At 64.1% G+C, this 15,147-nt stretch carries 13 protein-coding genes; 7 read left to right on the forward strand and 6 right to left on the reverse strand.

All coding sequences use genetic code 11. The annotated features are described in order from the left end of the window. Positions 1–19 precede the first annotated feature (19 nt). Complete coding sequence (locus U5768_RS06120) at positions 20–982, reverse strand: LysR family transcriptional regulator (protein WP_322029475.1); 963 nt, start codon at positions 980–982, stop codon at positions 20–22. A 200-nt stretch (positions 983–1,182) separates the two neighbouring features. Here U5768_RS06120 and U5768_RS06125 point away from each other — a divergent pair, with 200 nt between their 5' ends. Further along, positions 1,183–1,461, forward strand: a complete 279-nt coding sequence (locus U5768_RS06125; RefSeq protein WP_322029476.1) for a hypothetical protein — start codon at positions 1,183–1,185, stop codon at positions 1,459–1,461. A 160-nt stretch (positions 1,462–1,621) separates the two neighbouring features. Then, positions 1,622–3,031, forward strand: coding sequence for a DEAD/DEAH box helicase (locus U5768_RS06130; RefSeq protein ID WP_322029477.1), 1,410 nt, complete (start codon positions 1,622–1,624; stop codon positions 3,029–3,031). Between the two features lie 46 nt (positions 3,032–3,077). Here the strand turns inward: U5768_RS06130 and U5768_RS06135 are convergent, their stop codons facing one another. Then, positions 3,078–3,923: an alpha/beta hydrolase gene (locus U5768_RS06135; protein WP_322029478.1), complete on the reverse strand. Its 846-nt coding sequence runs from the start codon at positions 3,921–3,923 to the stop codon at positions 3,078–3,080. Between the two features lie 132 nt (positions 3,924–4,055). Between U5768_RS06135 and U5768_RS06140 the strand changes: the two genes are divergently transcribed. After that, a complete protein-coding gene (locus tag U5768_RS06140; protein ID WP_322029479.1) occupies positions 4,056–5,117 on the forward strand; it encodes a GlxA family transcriptional regulator in 1,062 nt (353 codons plus the stop codon). 63 nt (positions 5,118–5,180) lie between these two features. Here the strand turns inward: U5768_RS06140 and U5768_RS06145 are convergent, their stop codons facing one another. Continuing rightward, on the reverse strand, positions 5,181–5,789 hold the full coding sequence (locus U5768_RS06145; protein ID WP_322029480.1) for an MSMEG_1061 family FMN-dependent PPOX-type flavoprotein: 609 nt from the start codon (positions 5,787–5,789) through the stop codon (positions 5,181–5,183). A gap of 96 nt (positions 5,790–5,885) precedes the next feature. Between U5768_RS06145 and U5768_RS06150 the strand changes: the two genes are divergently transcribed. Further along, positions 5,886–6,716 carry an AraC family transcriptional regulator gene (locus U5768_RS06150; RefSeq protein WP_415913857.1) on the forward strand — a complete coding sequence of 277 codons (831 nt, stop codon included), beginning with the start codon at positions 5,886–5,888 and terminating at the stop codon, positions 6,714–6,716. 113 nt (positions 6,717–6,829) lie between these two features. Next, positions 6,830–7,516 (forward strand): cation transporter, encoded by a 687-nt coding sequence (locus U5768_RS06155; RefSeq protein ID WP_322029481.1) that lies wholly within the window; start codon positions 6,830–6,832, stop codon positions 7,514–7,516. Here U5768_RS06155 and U5768_RS06160 read toward each other — a convergent pair. Then, positions 7,505–8,866 carry an SGNH/GDSL hydrolase family protein gene (locus tag U5768_RS06160; RefSeq protein ID WP_322029482.1) on the reverse strand — a complete coding sequence of 454 codons (1,362 nt, stop codon included), beginning with the start codon at positions 8,864–8,866 and terminating at the stop codon, positions 7,505–7,507. The two genes, U5768_RS06155 and U5768_RS06160, sit on opposite strands and share 12 nt — an antisense overlap. A 111-nt stretch (positions 8,867–8,977) precedes the next feature. Here U5768_RS06160 and U5768_RS06165 point away from each other — a divergent pair, with 111 nt between their 5' ends. Then, positions 8,978–9,889, forward strand: coding sequence for a LysR family transcriptional regulator (locus U5768_RS06165; RefSeq protein ID WP_322029483.1), 912 nt, complete (start codon positions 8,978–8,980; stop codon positions 9,887–9,889). 106 nt (positions 9,890–9,995) lie between these two features. Continuing rightward, complete coding sequence (locus U5768_RS06170; protein WP_322029484.1) at positions 9,996–10,934, forward strand: alpha/beta hydrolase; 939 nt, start codon at positions 9,996–9,998, stop codon at positions 10,932–10,934. Here the strand turns inward: U5768_RS06170 and U5768_RS06175 are convergent. Together U5768_RS06175 and U5768_RS06180 are read right to left on the reverse strand one after the other, a co-directional pair. After that, a complete protein-coding gene (locus tag U5768_RS06175; protein ID WP_322029485.1) occupies positions 10,931–13,423 on the reverse strand; it encodes a penicillin acylase family protein in 2,493 nt (830 codons plus the stop codon). The two genes, U5768_RS06170 and U5768_RS06175, sit on opposite strands and share 4 nt — an antisense overlap. Positions 13,424–13,462: 39 nt before the next feature. After that, entirely contained in the window at positions 13,463–15,106 is a 1,644-nt protein-coding gene (locus U5768_RS06180; protein ID WP_322029486.1) for a cyclic peptide export ABC transporter, read from the reverse strand. Positions 15,107–15,147: the final 41 nt, after the last annotated feature.

The following is a 15,147-nucleotide window of genomic DNA, read 5'->3' on the forward strand; positions in this document are numbered from 1 at the left end:
CTGAAGGGCAATCCCGGCCTCATTTGCGCGCTCGACCGTTTTCCGTTCGGGCCCCTCGGGATAGGGCCCCTCGGGATAGGGCCGCCCCGGCGCGCTTCGCGTCGAGGATGGTCTGGTAGAACTGTTGTGCCGCCGGGGTGAGTTGCTGCCCTCGCCGCCTGATAAGTCCGACGCGTCTTCGCACGGCCGGCTCGATCAGCGGCACGCTCGTCAGCAGATGATGGCCGGCGGGCGGCATCGCCATCGACGGCACGGCGGCCACGCCGAGTCCTGCTTCGACGAGACCTAGCATCGTCGTGACGTGCCGGGTTTCGCACACTGAGGCGGGGTGCGGAGCGAGACCGGACAGCGCCTGATCGAGCAATAGCCGGTTGCCAGAAGTCTTGTCGACAGAAACGTATTCGTGCTGGTATAGCTCGTTCCAGGAAACGCGTTTTTTCCGTGCGAGCGGGTGATCGCGACGGCATGCAGCGACGAAGCGTTCCTGCAGCAGCACTTTAAATTCGATATTGGCTTCCTGACTTCCCATGAAGCTCACGCCAAAATCCGCCTCGCCGCTAATAACGGCGCTCAGCACCTCGTTCGCGCTCGCGTCGAGAAGCTTGACCCTGATCCTCGGGAACCGGGCGTGATAGCTTGCGATCACGCCGGGCAAAAAGTAATACGCGACCGAAGGCACACAGGCAATCGTCACGTGCCCAAGGCGGCTCGTCGAGACGTCGCGGATGCCCAGCAGCGCCATGTCAAGATCGTCGAGAAGCTGTTCCGCGCTCTGGGCAAAAACACGCCCGACCGTTGTCAATGTGACGCTGCGAGTGGTTCGCTCGAAGAGCCGCACGCCTAGCGCTTCCTCGAGTTTCTCGATACGGCGGCTCAGCGCTGGCTGGGAGATATTGACCGCTTCGGCGGCCTTGCGGAACGTTCCCTTCTCTACGACGGCGCGAAAGGCCTGCAGATCGTTCAGATCGAAATTTACTCCCACGCTCTGCTTCCTCCTTTCTGGAGCGCCCATTTTGCCCGATATGGTGCGCACGAGGCACGCATCGCATCTTTGTCCGCGTAGCGGCCTCGGCCAACTGTCAAGCATCGTCAGGTTTTCCGCGACGCGTCAACGAGTGTGTTTCCAATCCGTTGAGGCAGGGATGGTCAATGCCATTGCCTTGTTTTAACCAGGATATCTGAATGAAAACACTCGTCACCGCCACCTTGCTGACAGCCCTCGGCTTAAGCCTTACCGGATGCATAGTTTCGCCGCCGATGGCAGTTGCGCCATCGCAGGTCGGAATCACCGTGGGCTGGCACGGCGACCGGTACTACGACGGCCATCGCTACTGGTCACACGACGAATGGATGCGCAGTCATCCCGGCGACCAGGGTTGGCACGGCCAACGCGCCGACCGAAGCGATAGCGGTCACCATCGCGACGACAATCATCACGACGACGACCATCAACGCTACTGACCGGAGAACCCCGGGCCGCGAAGCCCGATGAGACGATGCTCAGGCTCGATCCGGGACTGACCGGATCGAGCCGCTTCGTGTCGAACACCGATCCGCACGATGCAATCGAACGCCACCCGCGCCACCCGCTAAAATCACGGTTTTAGCCCGGAACGCGCCCATGTCTTTTGCTTCGCTTGGCCTGATCGATCCCTTGCTGCGCAACCTGCGGGACCTCAATTACCAGACGCCCACGCCCGTGCAGGTCAAGGCGATCCCCGCCGTACTGAGCGGCAAGGACGTCATGGCTGCCGCGCAAACCGGCACGGGCAAAACGGCGGGTTTTGCGCTGCCCCTGTTGCAACGGCTCGTGCAGCACGGCCCGGCGGTGTCCAGCAACCGCGCGCGCGTTCTGGTGCTCGTGCCCACGCGCGAACTGGCCGAACAGGTGCTGCAGAGCTTTATCGAATACGGCAAAGGCCTCGACCTGCGATTTCTGGCGGCCTACGGCGGCGTGAGCATCAACCCGCAGATGATGAAGCTGCGAAAAGGCGTCGATGTGCTCGTGGCCACGCCGGGCCGATTGCTCGACCTCAATCGTCAGAACGCCGTGCAGTTCGATCAGGTACAAACGCTGGTGCTGGATGAAGCCGACCGCATGCTGGACCTGGGCTTCGCGCGCGAACTCAATGCCGTCTTCGCTGCGTTGCCCGCCCAGCGCCAGACACTGCTGTTCTCCGCCACGTTCACCGACGATATCCGCGCCATGGCGGCGAACATTCTGCGCGGCCCCGTCAATATCAGCGTCAGCCCGCCCAACGCCACGGCCAGCAAGATCAGGCAGTGGGTGGTGACGGTGGACAAACGGAACAAGCCCGACCTCTTCATGCACCTCGTGGCGGCGAACAAATGGGAGCACGCGCTGGTGTTCGTCAAAACGCGCATCGGCGTGGATTACCTCGCAGCGTTGCTCGATGACGCGGGCTATGCGGTCGACACGATCCACGGCGACAAACCGCAGCCCGCGCGCCTGCGTGCGCTGGAGCGCTTCAAGACCGGCGAAGTCCAGATGCTGGTCGCCACCGATGTGGCTGCACGCGGGCTCGATATCGACGACCTGCCGCTCGTCATCAACGTCGACCTGCCGATCGTGGCGCAAGACTATGTGCATCGAATCGGCCGCACCGGCCGCGCGGGCGCCAGCGGCGTGGCGGTATCGCTCGTGTGCGCCGACGAAGCGCCGCAACTGGCCGCCATCGAAGCGCTGATCAGGCAGACGCTGCGTCGTGAAGAGGTGTCGGGCTTCGAAGCCGACCACCGCGTGCCGGAGACCAGCGCGACGGGCCAGATCATCAAGAAACCCAAAAAGCCCAAGAAGCCCAAAGTGCCGCAAGCCGCGCCTGCGAGCCAGGGCACGAGCTTCTCCACCGGCAGCCCGTTCAGCGTGCAAAAGCCTCGCAGCAAGCCCGTGAGCAAGTCCACCAGCAAGCCCGCCAGCAAGCCCAGCAGCAAGCCCGCAGCGGGTTCACGCAAGCCGGCGGGAAAGCCCGCAGCAAAGTCCGCCGGCGCCCGCGGCAAACGTCAACCCTGACACGGGCGCACGCTTCGGCGTGCATCAGGGCGGCGGGCGGCGTCGCTCACGACCTGATGAACGCCAGCAAATCGGCGTTGATCTGCTCCGCATGGGTGGTCGGCATTCCGTGCGGCAATCCCGGATACGATTTAAGCGTTCCGTGCTTCAACAGTTTGACGGACTTCGCTCCCGTGGTCGGGAAAGGGCATATCTGATCGTCCTCGCCGTGCATAACCAGCACGGGGACGTCGATTATCGCCAGATCGTCATAAAACTCGGTTTCCGAGAGCACCTTGACGCAATCATATTGAGCCTTGATGCCGCCCATCATGCCCTGCCGCCACCAGTTCTCGCGAATGCCCTCCGACACGGCCGCTCCAGGCCGATTGAAACCGTAGAACGGGATCGTGATATCCTGGTAAAACTGCGAGCGGTGCTTCGCGGTCCCGTTGCGTATATCATCGACAACGGCCCTGGGAACGCCTTCGGGGTTCTTTTCCGACTGCATGAAGAGTGGCGGAATGGCGCTGATGAGCACAGCCTTCGCGACTCGCCCGTTTCCTGTGCCGTGCCGGGCGACGTAGCGGGTCACTTCGCCTCCGCCCGTGGAATGACCAATGTGTACCGCGTTTTTTAGATCGAGTGCCTTGACAAGCTCGGCGACGTCCGCCGCGTAGGTGTCCATATCGTTGCCACGGACCGTTTGGGTGGAGCGTCCATGCCCCCGGCGATCATGCGCGATCACGCGGTATCCCTGATCCAGGAAAAACATTAACTGCGCGTCCCAATCGTCTGCGGAAAGCGGCCAACCGTGATGGAAGACCAGGGGTTGGCCTTCGCCCCAGTCCTTGTAGAAAATCCGGGTTCCGTCTGCGGTCGTGAGGTATGAGCTTCCAGTGTTCGCTTCCATCTCGTGATTCTCCAAAGTTGGCTTTGACGAAGGGACAACTGTTTTACGCGCAGCGCCTGTCGAAATCCGGTCTGCCGCTTTCAGCGTATTCGGGCTAACCCAACACCACAACGGACGAAAGTGACAAAAAACATGGCAAAAACGGCACGCGTTTCGGTCCCGCGGATCGAGATTGGACTGGCTTGCGATGCGGGAACTTCGAACGCGGGTGTCTACGGCCTCACCGATCTGTTTACCTACGCGGGCGAGTTCGCCGCGAAGCGGCATGGCGGCGCGGCGGCGGTTGTGCGCATTACCCACTGGCGAGCGGACCACGACGGCACGGGCGTTCGCTGCGAATACGACAGTTGCCCGGGCTCGCCGCACGCGCTGTCACTGCTTGTCATTCCAGGGAACGCGCAAGCGCCGGAAAGGAAGGAGGAAATGAGCCCGCTGTTGCATTGGCTGCGCGAAAAACACGCCGAAGGCGTGGTCCTCGCCGCGGTATGCGGCGGCGTTTTCATCCTGGCCAGAACGGGACTGCTGGCCGGCCGGCAGGCGACGACACACTGGTCATTCAATGAAGCATTCGCGGAACAGTTTCCCGACGTGCTCACCGAAACCGATCACATGGTCATCGACTATGGCGATGTCGTGACTGCCGGCGGCGTGCTCGCATGGGCGGACCTGGGCTTGAGGCTGACCGAGCGGTTTCTGGGAACAGCCGTCATGCTGGAAACGGCCCGTTTCATGCTCGTGGACCCGCCCGGGCGCGAGCAGCGCTTTTACAGCGAGTTCGACCCAAGGACGAAACACGGAGACAGGGCGATATTGAGGGCGCAGCTATGGCTTCTCACGCAACGCGAGCGTCCCGTCAGCATTGCCGATCTTGCGCAGCATGCAGATCTCGAACAGCGCACGTTTCTGCGTCGTTTCGTGGTCGCCACCGGCATGAAGCCGAGCGAATATCAACAGCGGCTGCGGATCACCCGAGCGCGCGAAATGCTCGAGTTTTCGCAGGCCAGCATCGAGGAGATTTCCTGGAGCCTGGGCTACGGCGACGTCGCGGGATTTCGGCGCGTGTTCCGCAAGGTCATGGGGCTCACCCCTTCCGACTATCGAAGACGCTTTTGCCAGCCGGCCTTGCAACGCGCCCCTTGCGCGCCCGCGCATCCCGGTCCGAGGTTGCAGCCGTCGCTCGTCGAGGAGGAGTAACTAACCATTGTGGGGCGCACCGCGATCGGCAACGGCCTCGGTACCGGTCCTCGGCACCGGTCCTCAGTACAGGTCATTGCGCACCGAACGGTAGTAGCCCTCGTCCATCGCGCGGGCGCTGGCCGCGTCCGCACCGGTAATGGCCGCCTTCATCTCGCCAAGTGAGGGCACGCTGCGGCGGTCGAGCCGCGACGTCTCGCTCCAGAGCTTCGCGCGGTTGATGGCCTTGCCGCAATGAAACAGCACCTCGTCGATATGCACCACGATGGCCGTTTTCGGTGTTCGCGCGCCCTCCGCGAGCCGCGCCAGCACCGCAGGCTCGGCCGAAATGGATCCGCGTCCGTTGATGCGCAGGAAAACCTCGAGCCCGGGGAAGAGGAACAGCATGCCAAGCCGGTTGTCCTCGGCGAGATTGCGCAGCGAGGCGATACGGTTGTTGCCGGGCCAGTCCGCGAACGCCACGGTGCGCTCGTCGAGCGCCTGCACGAAGCCCGGCTCGCCGCCGCGCGGCGACGCGTCGAGCCCCGCGGCGGCGCCTGTCGCGAGACAAAAGAAGCTCGCCACGCGCAGGTACGCGAGGTGAAACGGCAGCAGGCGCGGCATCACGCCCTTGACGATCATCTCCGAGGGCGGGTCGTAAAGACCGTCGAGGTCGGCGGCGTTGAGGGGCATGGCGGGCTCCGGTTGCGGCAACGTGAACGTTCAGCTTAGCCCGTAGCGCGTTGGCGCTGATAGACTATTTGCGCCAATCGATACCTTGTCGACGCCATGCTTTCGCCCAACCGCCTGCAGGAAAAGATCGCCCGGGTCCACACGATGGACGACACCGATCCGCCGCTCATCGCGCTCGCCGGCCGGCAGAGCGCTGCGCGCGTTTCGGCGCCGCATCAACATCCGTCGGGTCAACTGCTGGGGCTGTGTTCGGGTTTGCTGAGCGTGCGCACAACGCAAGGCGCATGGGTGCTGCCAACCACGCGCGCGGTATGGATTCCCCCGTCGCACGTGCATGCCGCGCGCTCGCATGGCCCGTTCGCGGGCTGGGCCGTCTACGTCGCGCCGCACGCCTGCGCCACGTTGCCCGCCGAGCCGCGCGCGATCGCCGTCTCGGGCCTCCTGCGCGAAGCGGTGCTGCGCGCGGCGGAGTGGGAACCCGGACCGCCGGAGCCCGCGCAGCATCACCTGATCGCGGTGATCCTCGACGAAATCGCAAGCAGCCCCGCCGACGCCTTTCTCCTGCCAATGCCGCGCGACGCCAAACTCGCGCGCATCGCATCCGCGCTTGCCGAAGCTCCCGCCGACCCGCGCACGCTCGACGAGTGGGCAGCGTGGGCGCATTCGGCGCCTCGCACGCTGAGCCGGCGCTTCGTCGCGGAGACAGGGCTCACCTTCACAGCCTGGCGCCAACGCGCGCGCCTTTTGCGCGCGGTCGAGCTGCTCGCCGCGGGCGAGCCCGTAACCGCCGTCGCGCTCGAACTGGGCTATGACAACGCAAGCGCATTCATCGCGCTTTTCCGGCGCAGCTTCGGCACCACGCCCGGACGCTACGTGGCAACGAATCTGCCGATGCTAAGCGACGGACCGCCGCCGGATCGCGCGTGACTGGCGCGCCTCGTTAGCACCGTCCGCTGTCACCGCCCTGCAATATGCGCTGGCTACGCTAGCGGCTCCTTTCCGAGCGTCGCCCATTTGCACGCGCCCACAACAAAAGCCCCATGCAAGTCACCTGCGTCGCCGTTCTCGTCAATATCGTGTTGATGGCGATGCAATTCGTCGCTGGCTGGATTTCCGGCTCGGATGCCGTGCTCGCCGACGGCGCGCATACCCTGGTCGACGTGCTAGGCGACGGGATCGTTGCGGGCGCAATCTGTTTCGATCAGGCCATGCGAGTCGGGCGCGCCGGCAAACTGACGCCGATGGCAATCGTGCTTGCCAACCTGCTCGTCGCGGCAACCGGCGCCGAACTCCTGATCGCAGGCATGCTCCCGAACGACGCCCAGGCCGCCGGCGCACGCCCCGCCGTGGCGTTGGCGGCGTTGGCCGTTTCCGTCGCGAGTGTCGCGGCCAAGGCAGGCCTGTTTGTTTATTTGAGAGCGGCGGCGGCACGGGCGAACCCATACGGCGGCGGCACGCTCGCGAGCGCGCTCGATGCCAACGCATGGCACGCGTGCGCGGACTCGGTTTCGTCCGGCGTCGCCGCCATCGGCACAGCCGGCATGCTGGCGGGTGTGCCCGCCCTCGACCGCAGCGGAACCGCGCTCATCGGTGCGCTGATACTCATGGCCGGCCTGCAACGGAACGCCTCGGCGCTGCATTCGCTGTTTCGTCGCATCGCGCGCCCGGGCAGAAGACGCTCCCCTGCACGCCCGGGCCAGCCAGAGCCCACGTCGTCACAGGTCTGAACAGGCAAGAGGCGGCGAACAATGCCGCTCAGTGCTCCCGTGAAGTCCGGCTGAGGCATTCGAGACCCCGACGCCAGGCAGCAACGCTTCAAGATCAACGGCTGCGGCCATCGCGCGGTTGCCTTCATCGCCGGGGTGCAGGTGATCGCCGGAGTCATAGCGCGCGGCGATCCGGGCCGGATGCGTGGGGTCCCGCAGCGCGGCATCGAAGTCGATGACGGCGTCGAATACGCCACTGTGGCGAATCCAGTCATTCGCCCGCTGGCGCAAGGCGTCCTTGTCGGGCCGATAGTAGTTGTCGAGCGGCGTGCCGGGCAAAGCGCCCTCGAACGGCGTCAGCGTGGCGCCGATCACACGCACTCCCCGCGCATGCGCCTGCTCGACCAGTTGACGATAGCCCGCCGTCAGGGCGTCCAGCGAAGGGCGCTGTGCATCCCGCGCGAATGCCGTACCGGGCCACGCGATATCGTTGATGCCCAGCATCACGATGACGCTGCGCACGCCCGGTTGCGCCAGCACGTCCCGATCCAGGCGGGCCAGTGCGTTGACGCCCATGCCGTCGGAGAGCAGGCGCGCGCCGGAAATGCCCGCGTTGACAACGGCAACGCCGCGCGGCGCCAGTCGGGCGGCCAGGAAGTCCGGCCAGCGGCTGTCCTTGTCGAGGCTGGCTGCCGCGCCGTCGGTGATGGAATCGCCGATTATCGCGACTGCCCGCGCGGCGTGTCCCGTTTCGACCTGAATGCCCGCCAGCAGCGGTCGGGCCGTCGTGCTCTGCGCGGCGCCGTCCGCCTTCGTCAATGTCAGGGCCGAACTCTGATCGCCAGGCACGATCCAGCCTGTCTGCCGGCCGTCCCAGTGGAACGTGCTTATCGCGGTGGCCTGCGGCAAATAAAGGCTTACCGCTACCTGCGCCCGTGCAGGCAGCGACAAGGCCACAGGGTCGCTGATCGCCGATGCGCCGGGCAGGATGCTCGTCGCCTCGCGGCCTCCGAATGTCACCGTGCGCAGGCTGCCGGCGACTACCTCGCCACGCTGCCCGGCTTGCGCGACGGTGGACTTCCCTATAACCAGCGGCTGGTTGCCGTAAGCGTTGGACAGCACGATGCGCAGGCGTCGGCCGCCGAGGCTGATGCGCGCGACCTGGCGCACCGTCTGGTCGTGCAATGCGGGCGGCACGTTGGTGGGAAACAGAAAGTCCGCGCCCCAGACAGGCTGTGGGCTCGCCTGCCACGTCGCCACCCAGGCCGGTTTGGCCGCCATTGCAGGCGCGGCAGTGATCGCGCTGCCGATCGCCAATGCCAGGCTCAGTACCGCCGAGGCGTGACAAAGTGATTGTGTGGGTTTTTTCATGTCAGTGAATTCATCGGTCGTCGATACGGCAATAATGAATTCAACGACCAAATTGGACTAGACTGACTTCAGGAACAGCATTTGTGAATTCAATTCATCCTGGAGAGCGTCGTGGCACGCCTGGAAGTCAACCGGTCAGGAGAACTGGAAGTATTCGTGCGCGTGATTGAACTCGGCGGTTTTTCCGCCGCGGCGCGCGCGTGCGGCATGACGCCCTCGGCGGTCAGCAAGCTGGTCACGCGCCTGGAGCAACGTCTGGGTACGCGCCTCGTGAACCGTTCCACGCGGCAGTTCCAGCTCACTCCCGAAGGTTGTGCATTCTACGAACGCGGCGTGCGCGTCCTGGCCGACCTGGAAGAAGCCGAACGCTGCGCAAGCCAGCACGCCGCGCCTCGCGGCCGCCTGCGCGTGAATGCCAACGTACCCTTCGGACACCACTTCTTGCTGCCTCTCGCGCCTGCATTCCTTGAGCGTCATCCCGACGTGACGCTCGACATCGTGTTGACCGATGAGGTTGTCGACATCCTGGAACAACGAACCGATGTGGCCGTGCGCGCCGGCCCGCTGAAAAGCTCCAGCCTGGTGGCACGCAAGCTGGGCGGCACGCGCATGGTGATCGTCGGCGCACCTGACTACCTCGCCCGCCGCGGCGCGCCCGCCAACCCGGGAGAACTGCTGGCGCACAATCGCCTCGGCGCGAATTACACGCGAGCACAGCCCGGTTGGCCGCTGCGATACCGGAACGAAGATGTCGTGCTTCCGGTAACGGGCAACGCGCAAGCCAGCGACGGCGAAGCGTTACGCCATTTGGCCCTGGCCGGCGTGGGGCTGGCGCGCCTCGCGGCCTTTCAGGTGCGGGACGACGTCGCCGCCGGGCGGCTATCGCCCGTACTCGAAGACTGCAATCCCGGCGATGTCGAGGAAGTCCACGCCGTCTATGTCGGTCAGGGAGGCTACCTTCCGCTGCGCGTGCGCGCATTTCTGGACTTTCTGGCGGAAAAGGTGGATATCGGCCGGATCTAAACTGCTACCAACCGCTCGTTGCCGGGACGTCGCTGCCAGTCCTGGACATCGTCGACTTTCACATGCAGTCGGGGCAACACCAGTGACTCTTTTCGCGAGTATCGCAATGACCATAGCGCTTCATTCGGCCAGCGCCTTTCAACACATGCACGCCGGGATCGAAGCGCCCGGCCCCGCCGGACCGCTAAGAGGCACCCTGCTCTCGCCGGGAGCCAGCAACGCCCCCGTGGTCCTGATCGTGCCAGGCTCCGGCCCGACCGACCGAAACGGCAACGGACCCATTGGGCTTAACGCGTCGACCTACCGTTTGCTCGCCGAAGGGCTGCTGAAGAAAGGGATTGCCTCGGTTCGAATCGACAAGCGCGGCATGTATGGCAGCGCGTCGGCGATACCCGATGCCGACGACGTCACCATCGACGACTACGCGACAGACGTTCGCGCGTGGGTGACTGCCATCCGGGCGCGGACCGGCGCTTCCTGCGTATGGGTATTGGGCCATAGCGAAGGCGGACTGGTGGCGTTGCTGGCTGCACAGCAAACCGCCGACATTTGCGGTCTGATCCTCGTATCGACAGCGGGCTATCCGCTTGAACAGGTATTGCGGCAACAACTGCAGTCAAACCCGGCCAACGCCCCGATTCTAGGCAATGCGATGTCCATAATCGAATCGCTCGGCGCGGGGAAAACGGTAGACGCGGCCAGCATCGATCCCGCATTGCTGCCGTTGTTCAGGCCGCAGGTTCAACGCTTTCTCATGAGCGAACTGACCATTGATCCCGCGGCCCTGCTGGCGCGTTATACGAAGCCTGCGCTCATCGTACAGGGCTCGCGGGATATCCAGGTCGGCGTTCAGGACGCGCAACGTTTGAAGCAGGCCAATCCGCGCGCAGAGCTGACAATCATTAGCCATGCCAATCATGTGCTTAAAACCGTGCACACGCCGTCCCGCAGCGAAAACGTCGCCGCTTATGCGGACCCCGCGCTGCCGCTCGCGGACGGCGTAGTGGAAGCCATTTCGGCGTTCGTATGGAAATCGAGCCCTTAATGAAGGGCGTTTCGCGGCCCCGTCAAATCCGTTCTGGTCACATCCGGAAAAGCATCCAGCGCCTGCGCCGTAAACGGAAACCGCGTCCACGCCTTGCCTGCGTAGGTGCGGGCGCCGGCCCGGTACCAAGGCGATGCGGGATCGTCGGATACGCCGGTAGTGAGCATCGTGTCCGCCTGCGGTCCGTCCGCGTCGAAACTCACAACCTGCATATAGCTGTTGCCGTGCGCATCGCGATCGAGCGGATAGCCTTTTCCGTCCAAAGGCTGAATCGCGCATGCAACCGTAAAATATCCTTCCCGGTCGCAGCCGCCATACATCGGTATTTTGCGGGCGCCGTCTCCGATATAGAGCATGTCGCCGCGCGTCGCATCGAGTGCGAAGCCGTTGCGTTCCAGCGCTAATGTCGCTTCGCGTAGCGCCCTCGCCAGCGCCTGCACCACGGCGGGATTGGCGGTGTCGAGACCATCGGGCGTCGTCAGCGGATGCGCCGGGTCGAACGGCTTCGTGTAGTGCCGCAACTCCGGCATGGCCGACGCGCGATTCCAGAACTCGTCCCACAGGTTCGCGCCGCGCGCATTGACGTTCGCGGTGCCGTCCCATTGGCGAAGCACGGCGCACGCAGGCCCGATATCCACGCTGGCGGCATCCGTATCGGGAGCCGAACTCGCCTTATCGCGAGTGCTCCCTTTCGAACATACGGCATCGACCACCGGTTTCAGGAATTCCTGTGCGGACATCGACGTGCTCGCCAGCACCGTGCGCTCCAGCGCATCGCGCGTGACGCCTCCGGGCGTGCTCATCAACTGCGCGGCGATCTGATGGCCCAGACGCGTACGCAAGGACTGTTCGACGCCCGTTTGCCCGACAACCTGGGCAAAACCGCTCAACGGCGCGTTCGGGTTGGTCAGCCAGTAGCTGCCGTTGAAGTTGCCCACATAGTCGGCACGCAGCAGGCTCGGCATCGCATCGACCGGCAGACGTCCCGCGCGAACCGCGCCCGGTAGCGCATGCTCAGTCCACGCACAGGCCGAACGCGAACCGTCGACGAACGGCACGCCCGGCATCCGCGCGTCGGCGGCGCGGCCAGCCGGCGTCGTGCAGTCGTTCGCGAGGGCATCGGTGACGCCGGGCACCGCGCCGATATCGGCAAACCACACGTTCGGATCGTTGCGGCCAATTGCGAACGTATTCACCCACGGCATCGCCGCGTACCGTTTCTGGATCGCGATAAAGTCGTCGAGCGAACGCGCCTGGTCCCAGTCCAGAAAATTCGAGAACGTCTGCGCGTTGTCCGCGTTCACATCGAACAACGCGAAGGCCTGCTTATCGTTCCATCCAAACGCCGGAGACAACGACGAAAGATCGACGACAGGCCCGAAGCGCGTGCGGTACATCGTGCGCGTGGCCGGCGTCAGGGCGCCCGTTTCCGGGTCGCGCACCTGGATCGTGATGGGCACCGCGCGCATCGCTTCGTCGTGTCCGTCGTAGCGGTAATGCGTCGGCGCGCCGGGTATCAGCGACAACTGGAAGATCCCGAAGCGTCGCGCGCTCGACACCGTGTGCGTCCACGCAACGTTGCGATTGAAGCCGATCATCACCATCGGCACGCCGAGAAACGACGCGCCCGCCACATCCAGTTGCCCCGGAATTCGCAACTGCGTCTGATACAGCCGGTCGGGGCCTTCCCAGAACCAGTGCGGATTGCCGAACAGCAGACTGCGGCCGTCCGCTGTCTTCGCAGCGCCGAACGCGAGCGCATTGCTGCCGATGCCGGCATGACCGCCCAGATCCAGCGTAGCGGCAACGGCGGGCGCACGCGCGTTGGTACCCGATAGCGTCGGCGTGTTGGCGCCTGGCGGGTGCGCAGTCGCGATGCCGCGCAGAAACGGCATCGTCCCGCCGGCAAGATTGGCCGCGATGAAACGGCGATACAAGTCGTCGGCAGAGATGTGCGCGACCCACGTTTCGCGCGCGCATGCTGCATGCGCGCCGGGAAAGCGCCCCGCTTTCAGTTCGTCGATATAGCGGTTGTAACCGTCCGCGTAGCCAGCCACGAGCGCGCGTTCGCGCGCCGGTTGCGCGTTGCGAAAACGCGCGAGCGCATCGTCGTCGATCACCGAGCGAAAGAAGAAGTCCGCGTCGAGATTACGCGGCTGGCCAAACGTCGACGGCGCTACCGGATGCTTCCCGGCGCCGAAAGTGGCCGATCGCTCGCCGCGCCAGGTAACGAAGCCATCCGCTAACGTGCATAACGCATCTTGCGCCTGCGCGTAACCGACGCCATAACCGAGACTGCCCCAATCGGCCGCGTCGATGTGCGGCACGCCGTCCTGCGTTCGCTGAATCGTCACGTGATAGGACTGCGCGCCCGCCGATACATCGGACGGCGTAACAGGCGTATGGCAAGCCGCAAGACCCAGCAGCGCGGAAACACCCAGCGCAGCCGCGAGTTTGCGGCCGCACGGCAAATCGAATAAACCAGACATGTCAGCCCGAAATCTTTTTAGGAGTGCTACCAGGACCATTCAGGCGGCCGCGTTGAGCGAGTGCTGATCGAGTTCGCGGCCATCGCCCGTCGCGACGATCTGGCCGTAATCGAGCTTGATGTAGCGGTCGGCCAGCGCGAAGTAGCGGTCGTCGTGCGTGATCACGAGCACGGTCTTGCCCTTCGCTTTCAGATCGGGCAGCAAGCGGCGATAGAACACTTCCTTGAAGGTCGGGTCCTGATCGGCCGCCCACTCGTCGAACACGTAGAACGGCCGGTCTTCCAGGTACGTCACCAGCAGCGCGAGACGTTTGCGCTGTCCTTGCGAAAGATCCGTGGTCGAGAATTTTCCGTCGCGGATCGTGACTTTATGCTCCAGGTGCAGCAGTTCGAGCAACTGTTGCGCCTGCGCGTCGAGCCCGTCGATATTGAGGCCGTGCAGTTCGTCGAACAGGAAGAAGTCGCTGAACACCACCGAGAAATGCTGGCGATACCGGTCGCGATCCGCTTCGTTCACCGCTTTGCCGTCAAGTTCGATCTCTCCGCTTTCCGGCGCGTACAGGCCAACGATCATCTTCGCGAGCGTTGTCTTGCCGCTACCGTTGCCGCCGATCAGATAAACGAGTTCGCCGGGCCGGAACTCGAAATTCACGGGCCCGAGCGTAAATACTTCGTTCTCCTTTTCACGGAAATAGCTGTGCGTGACGTTTTTCAACGCGATGGTGTCGAACGACGTCGCGGTGTCCGCCGGTTCGACGTTTTCGCGCGGCAAATCGCGGTTCACGCTGTCGATGCGTTCGAGCGCGACTTTAGCCGAACTGAGCGAGGGAATCGACGACAGCAGCCCTTCGATCGGCATGATCATGTACAGGAAAACCACGGCGTAACCCGACAACACATGCGCCTGCACCGGCTGAAAGCGTGTCAGCAGAAACAGCACGCAGCCGATGAACGCCAGCAGGATCATGCTGCCCCAACTGGCCGCAGCCGTATAAAGCACGTAACCATGGGTACGCTGCACGCGCACGGCTTCCACGTTGACGGCGATCGAGTCCTCGAACGCATTTTTACGGCGGCGATGCAGCTTGAGTTCTTTCGCGCCGTCGAACAGCGCGCGAAAGTCCTTGACGAGATCGTCTTCGCGATCGCGCGAACTGCGCAAATGAAACATCGCGCGAGTATTCGCGAGATGAAAACCGAGCGAGCCGAGCACGACTGTCACGACCGCAAACACCAGCACTTGCCACGACAGATAGCCGAGATAGGCGAGGCACCCGAGCACGATCGAGCCGTTCATTGCCAGCCCGGGCACGCTCAAAAAGAAAATTACGATCGTGTCGAGATCCTGCGTGAGCACCGTCAACGCTTTGGCCGCGCCCTGGCGTTCAATGCTCTGATACGAGGCGCCCGTCACGCTTCGTATGGTCCTCATGCGCAGCGCGGCTTTCGTGCTCTGACCCAGCCGCACGAAAACCGTTTGCGACAGCGTGCGCGTGGCCAGAACGGCAACGGCAAGCAGCAGAAATTGCCAGCCGAGCGCCGGCAGCCGTTCGGGCGCCGCGCTGAGCGCCTGGTTGATGATCGCGACGAGCCCCGCATTGGCGAAGCCGCCCACGATGCTGATGACGAGGGCGAACAGCATCGTCCAGCGGGAGTGTCGAATCAGGTTGAGTAGCAGGGACATGTGAATCCTTTCGTGTTGCCGGAAGTCGCCTGGCAGCGGCA

Source organism: Paraburkholderia sp. J76, from assembly GCF_905220295.1.
In the GTDB taxonomy this organism is placed as follows: Bacteria; Pseudomonadota; Gammaproteobacteria; order Burkholderiales; family Burkholderiaceae; genus Paraburkholderia.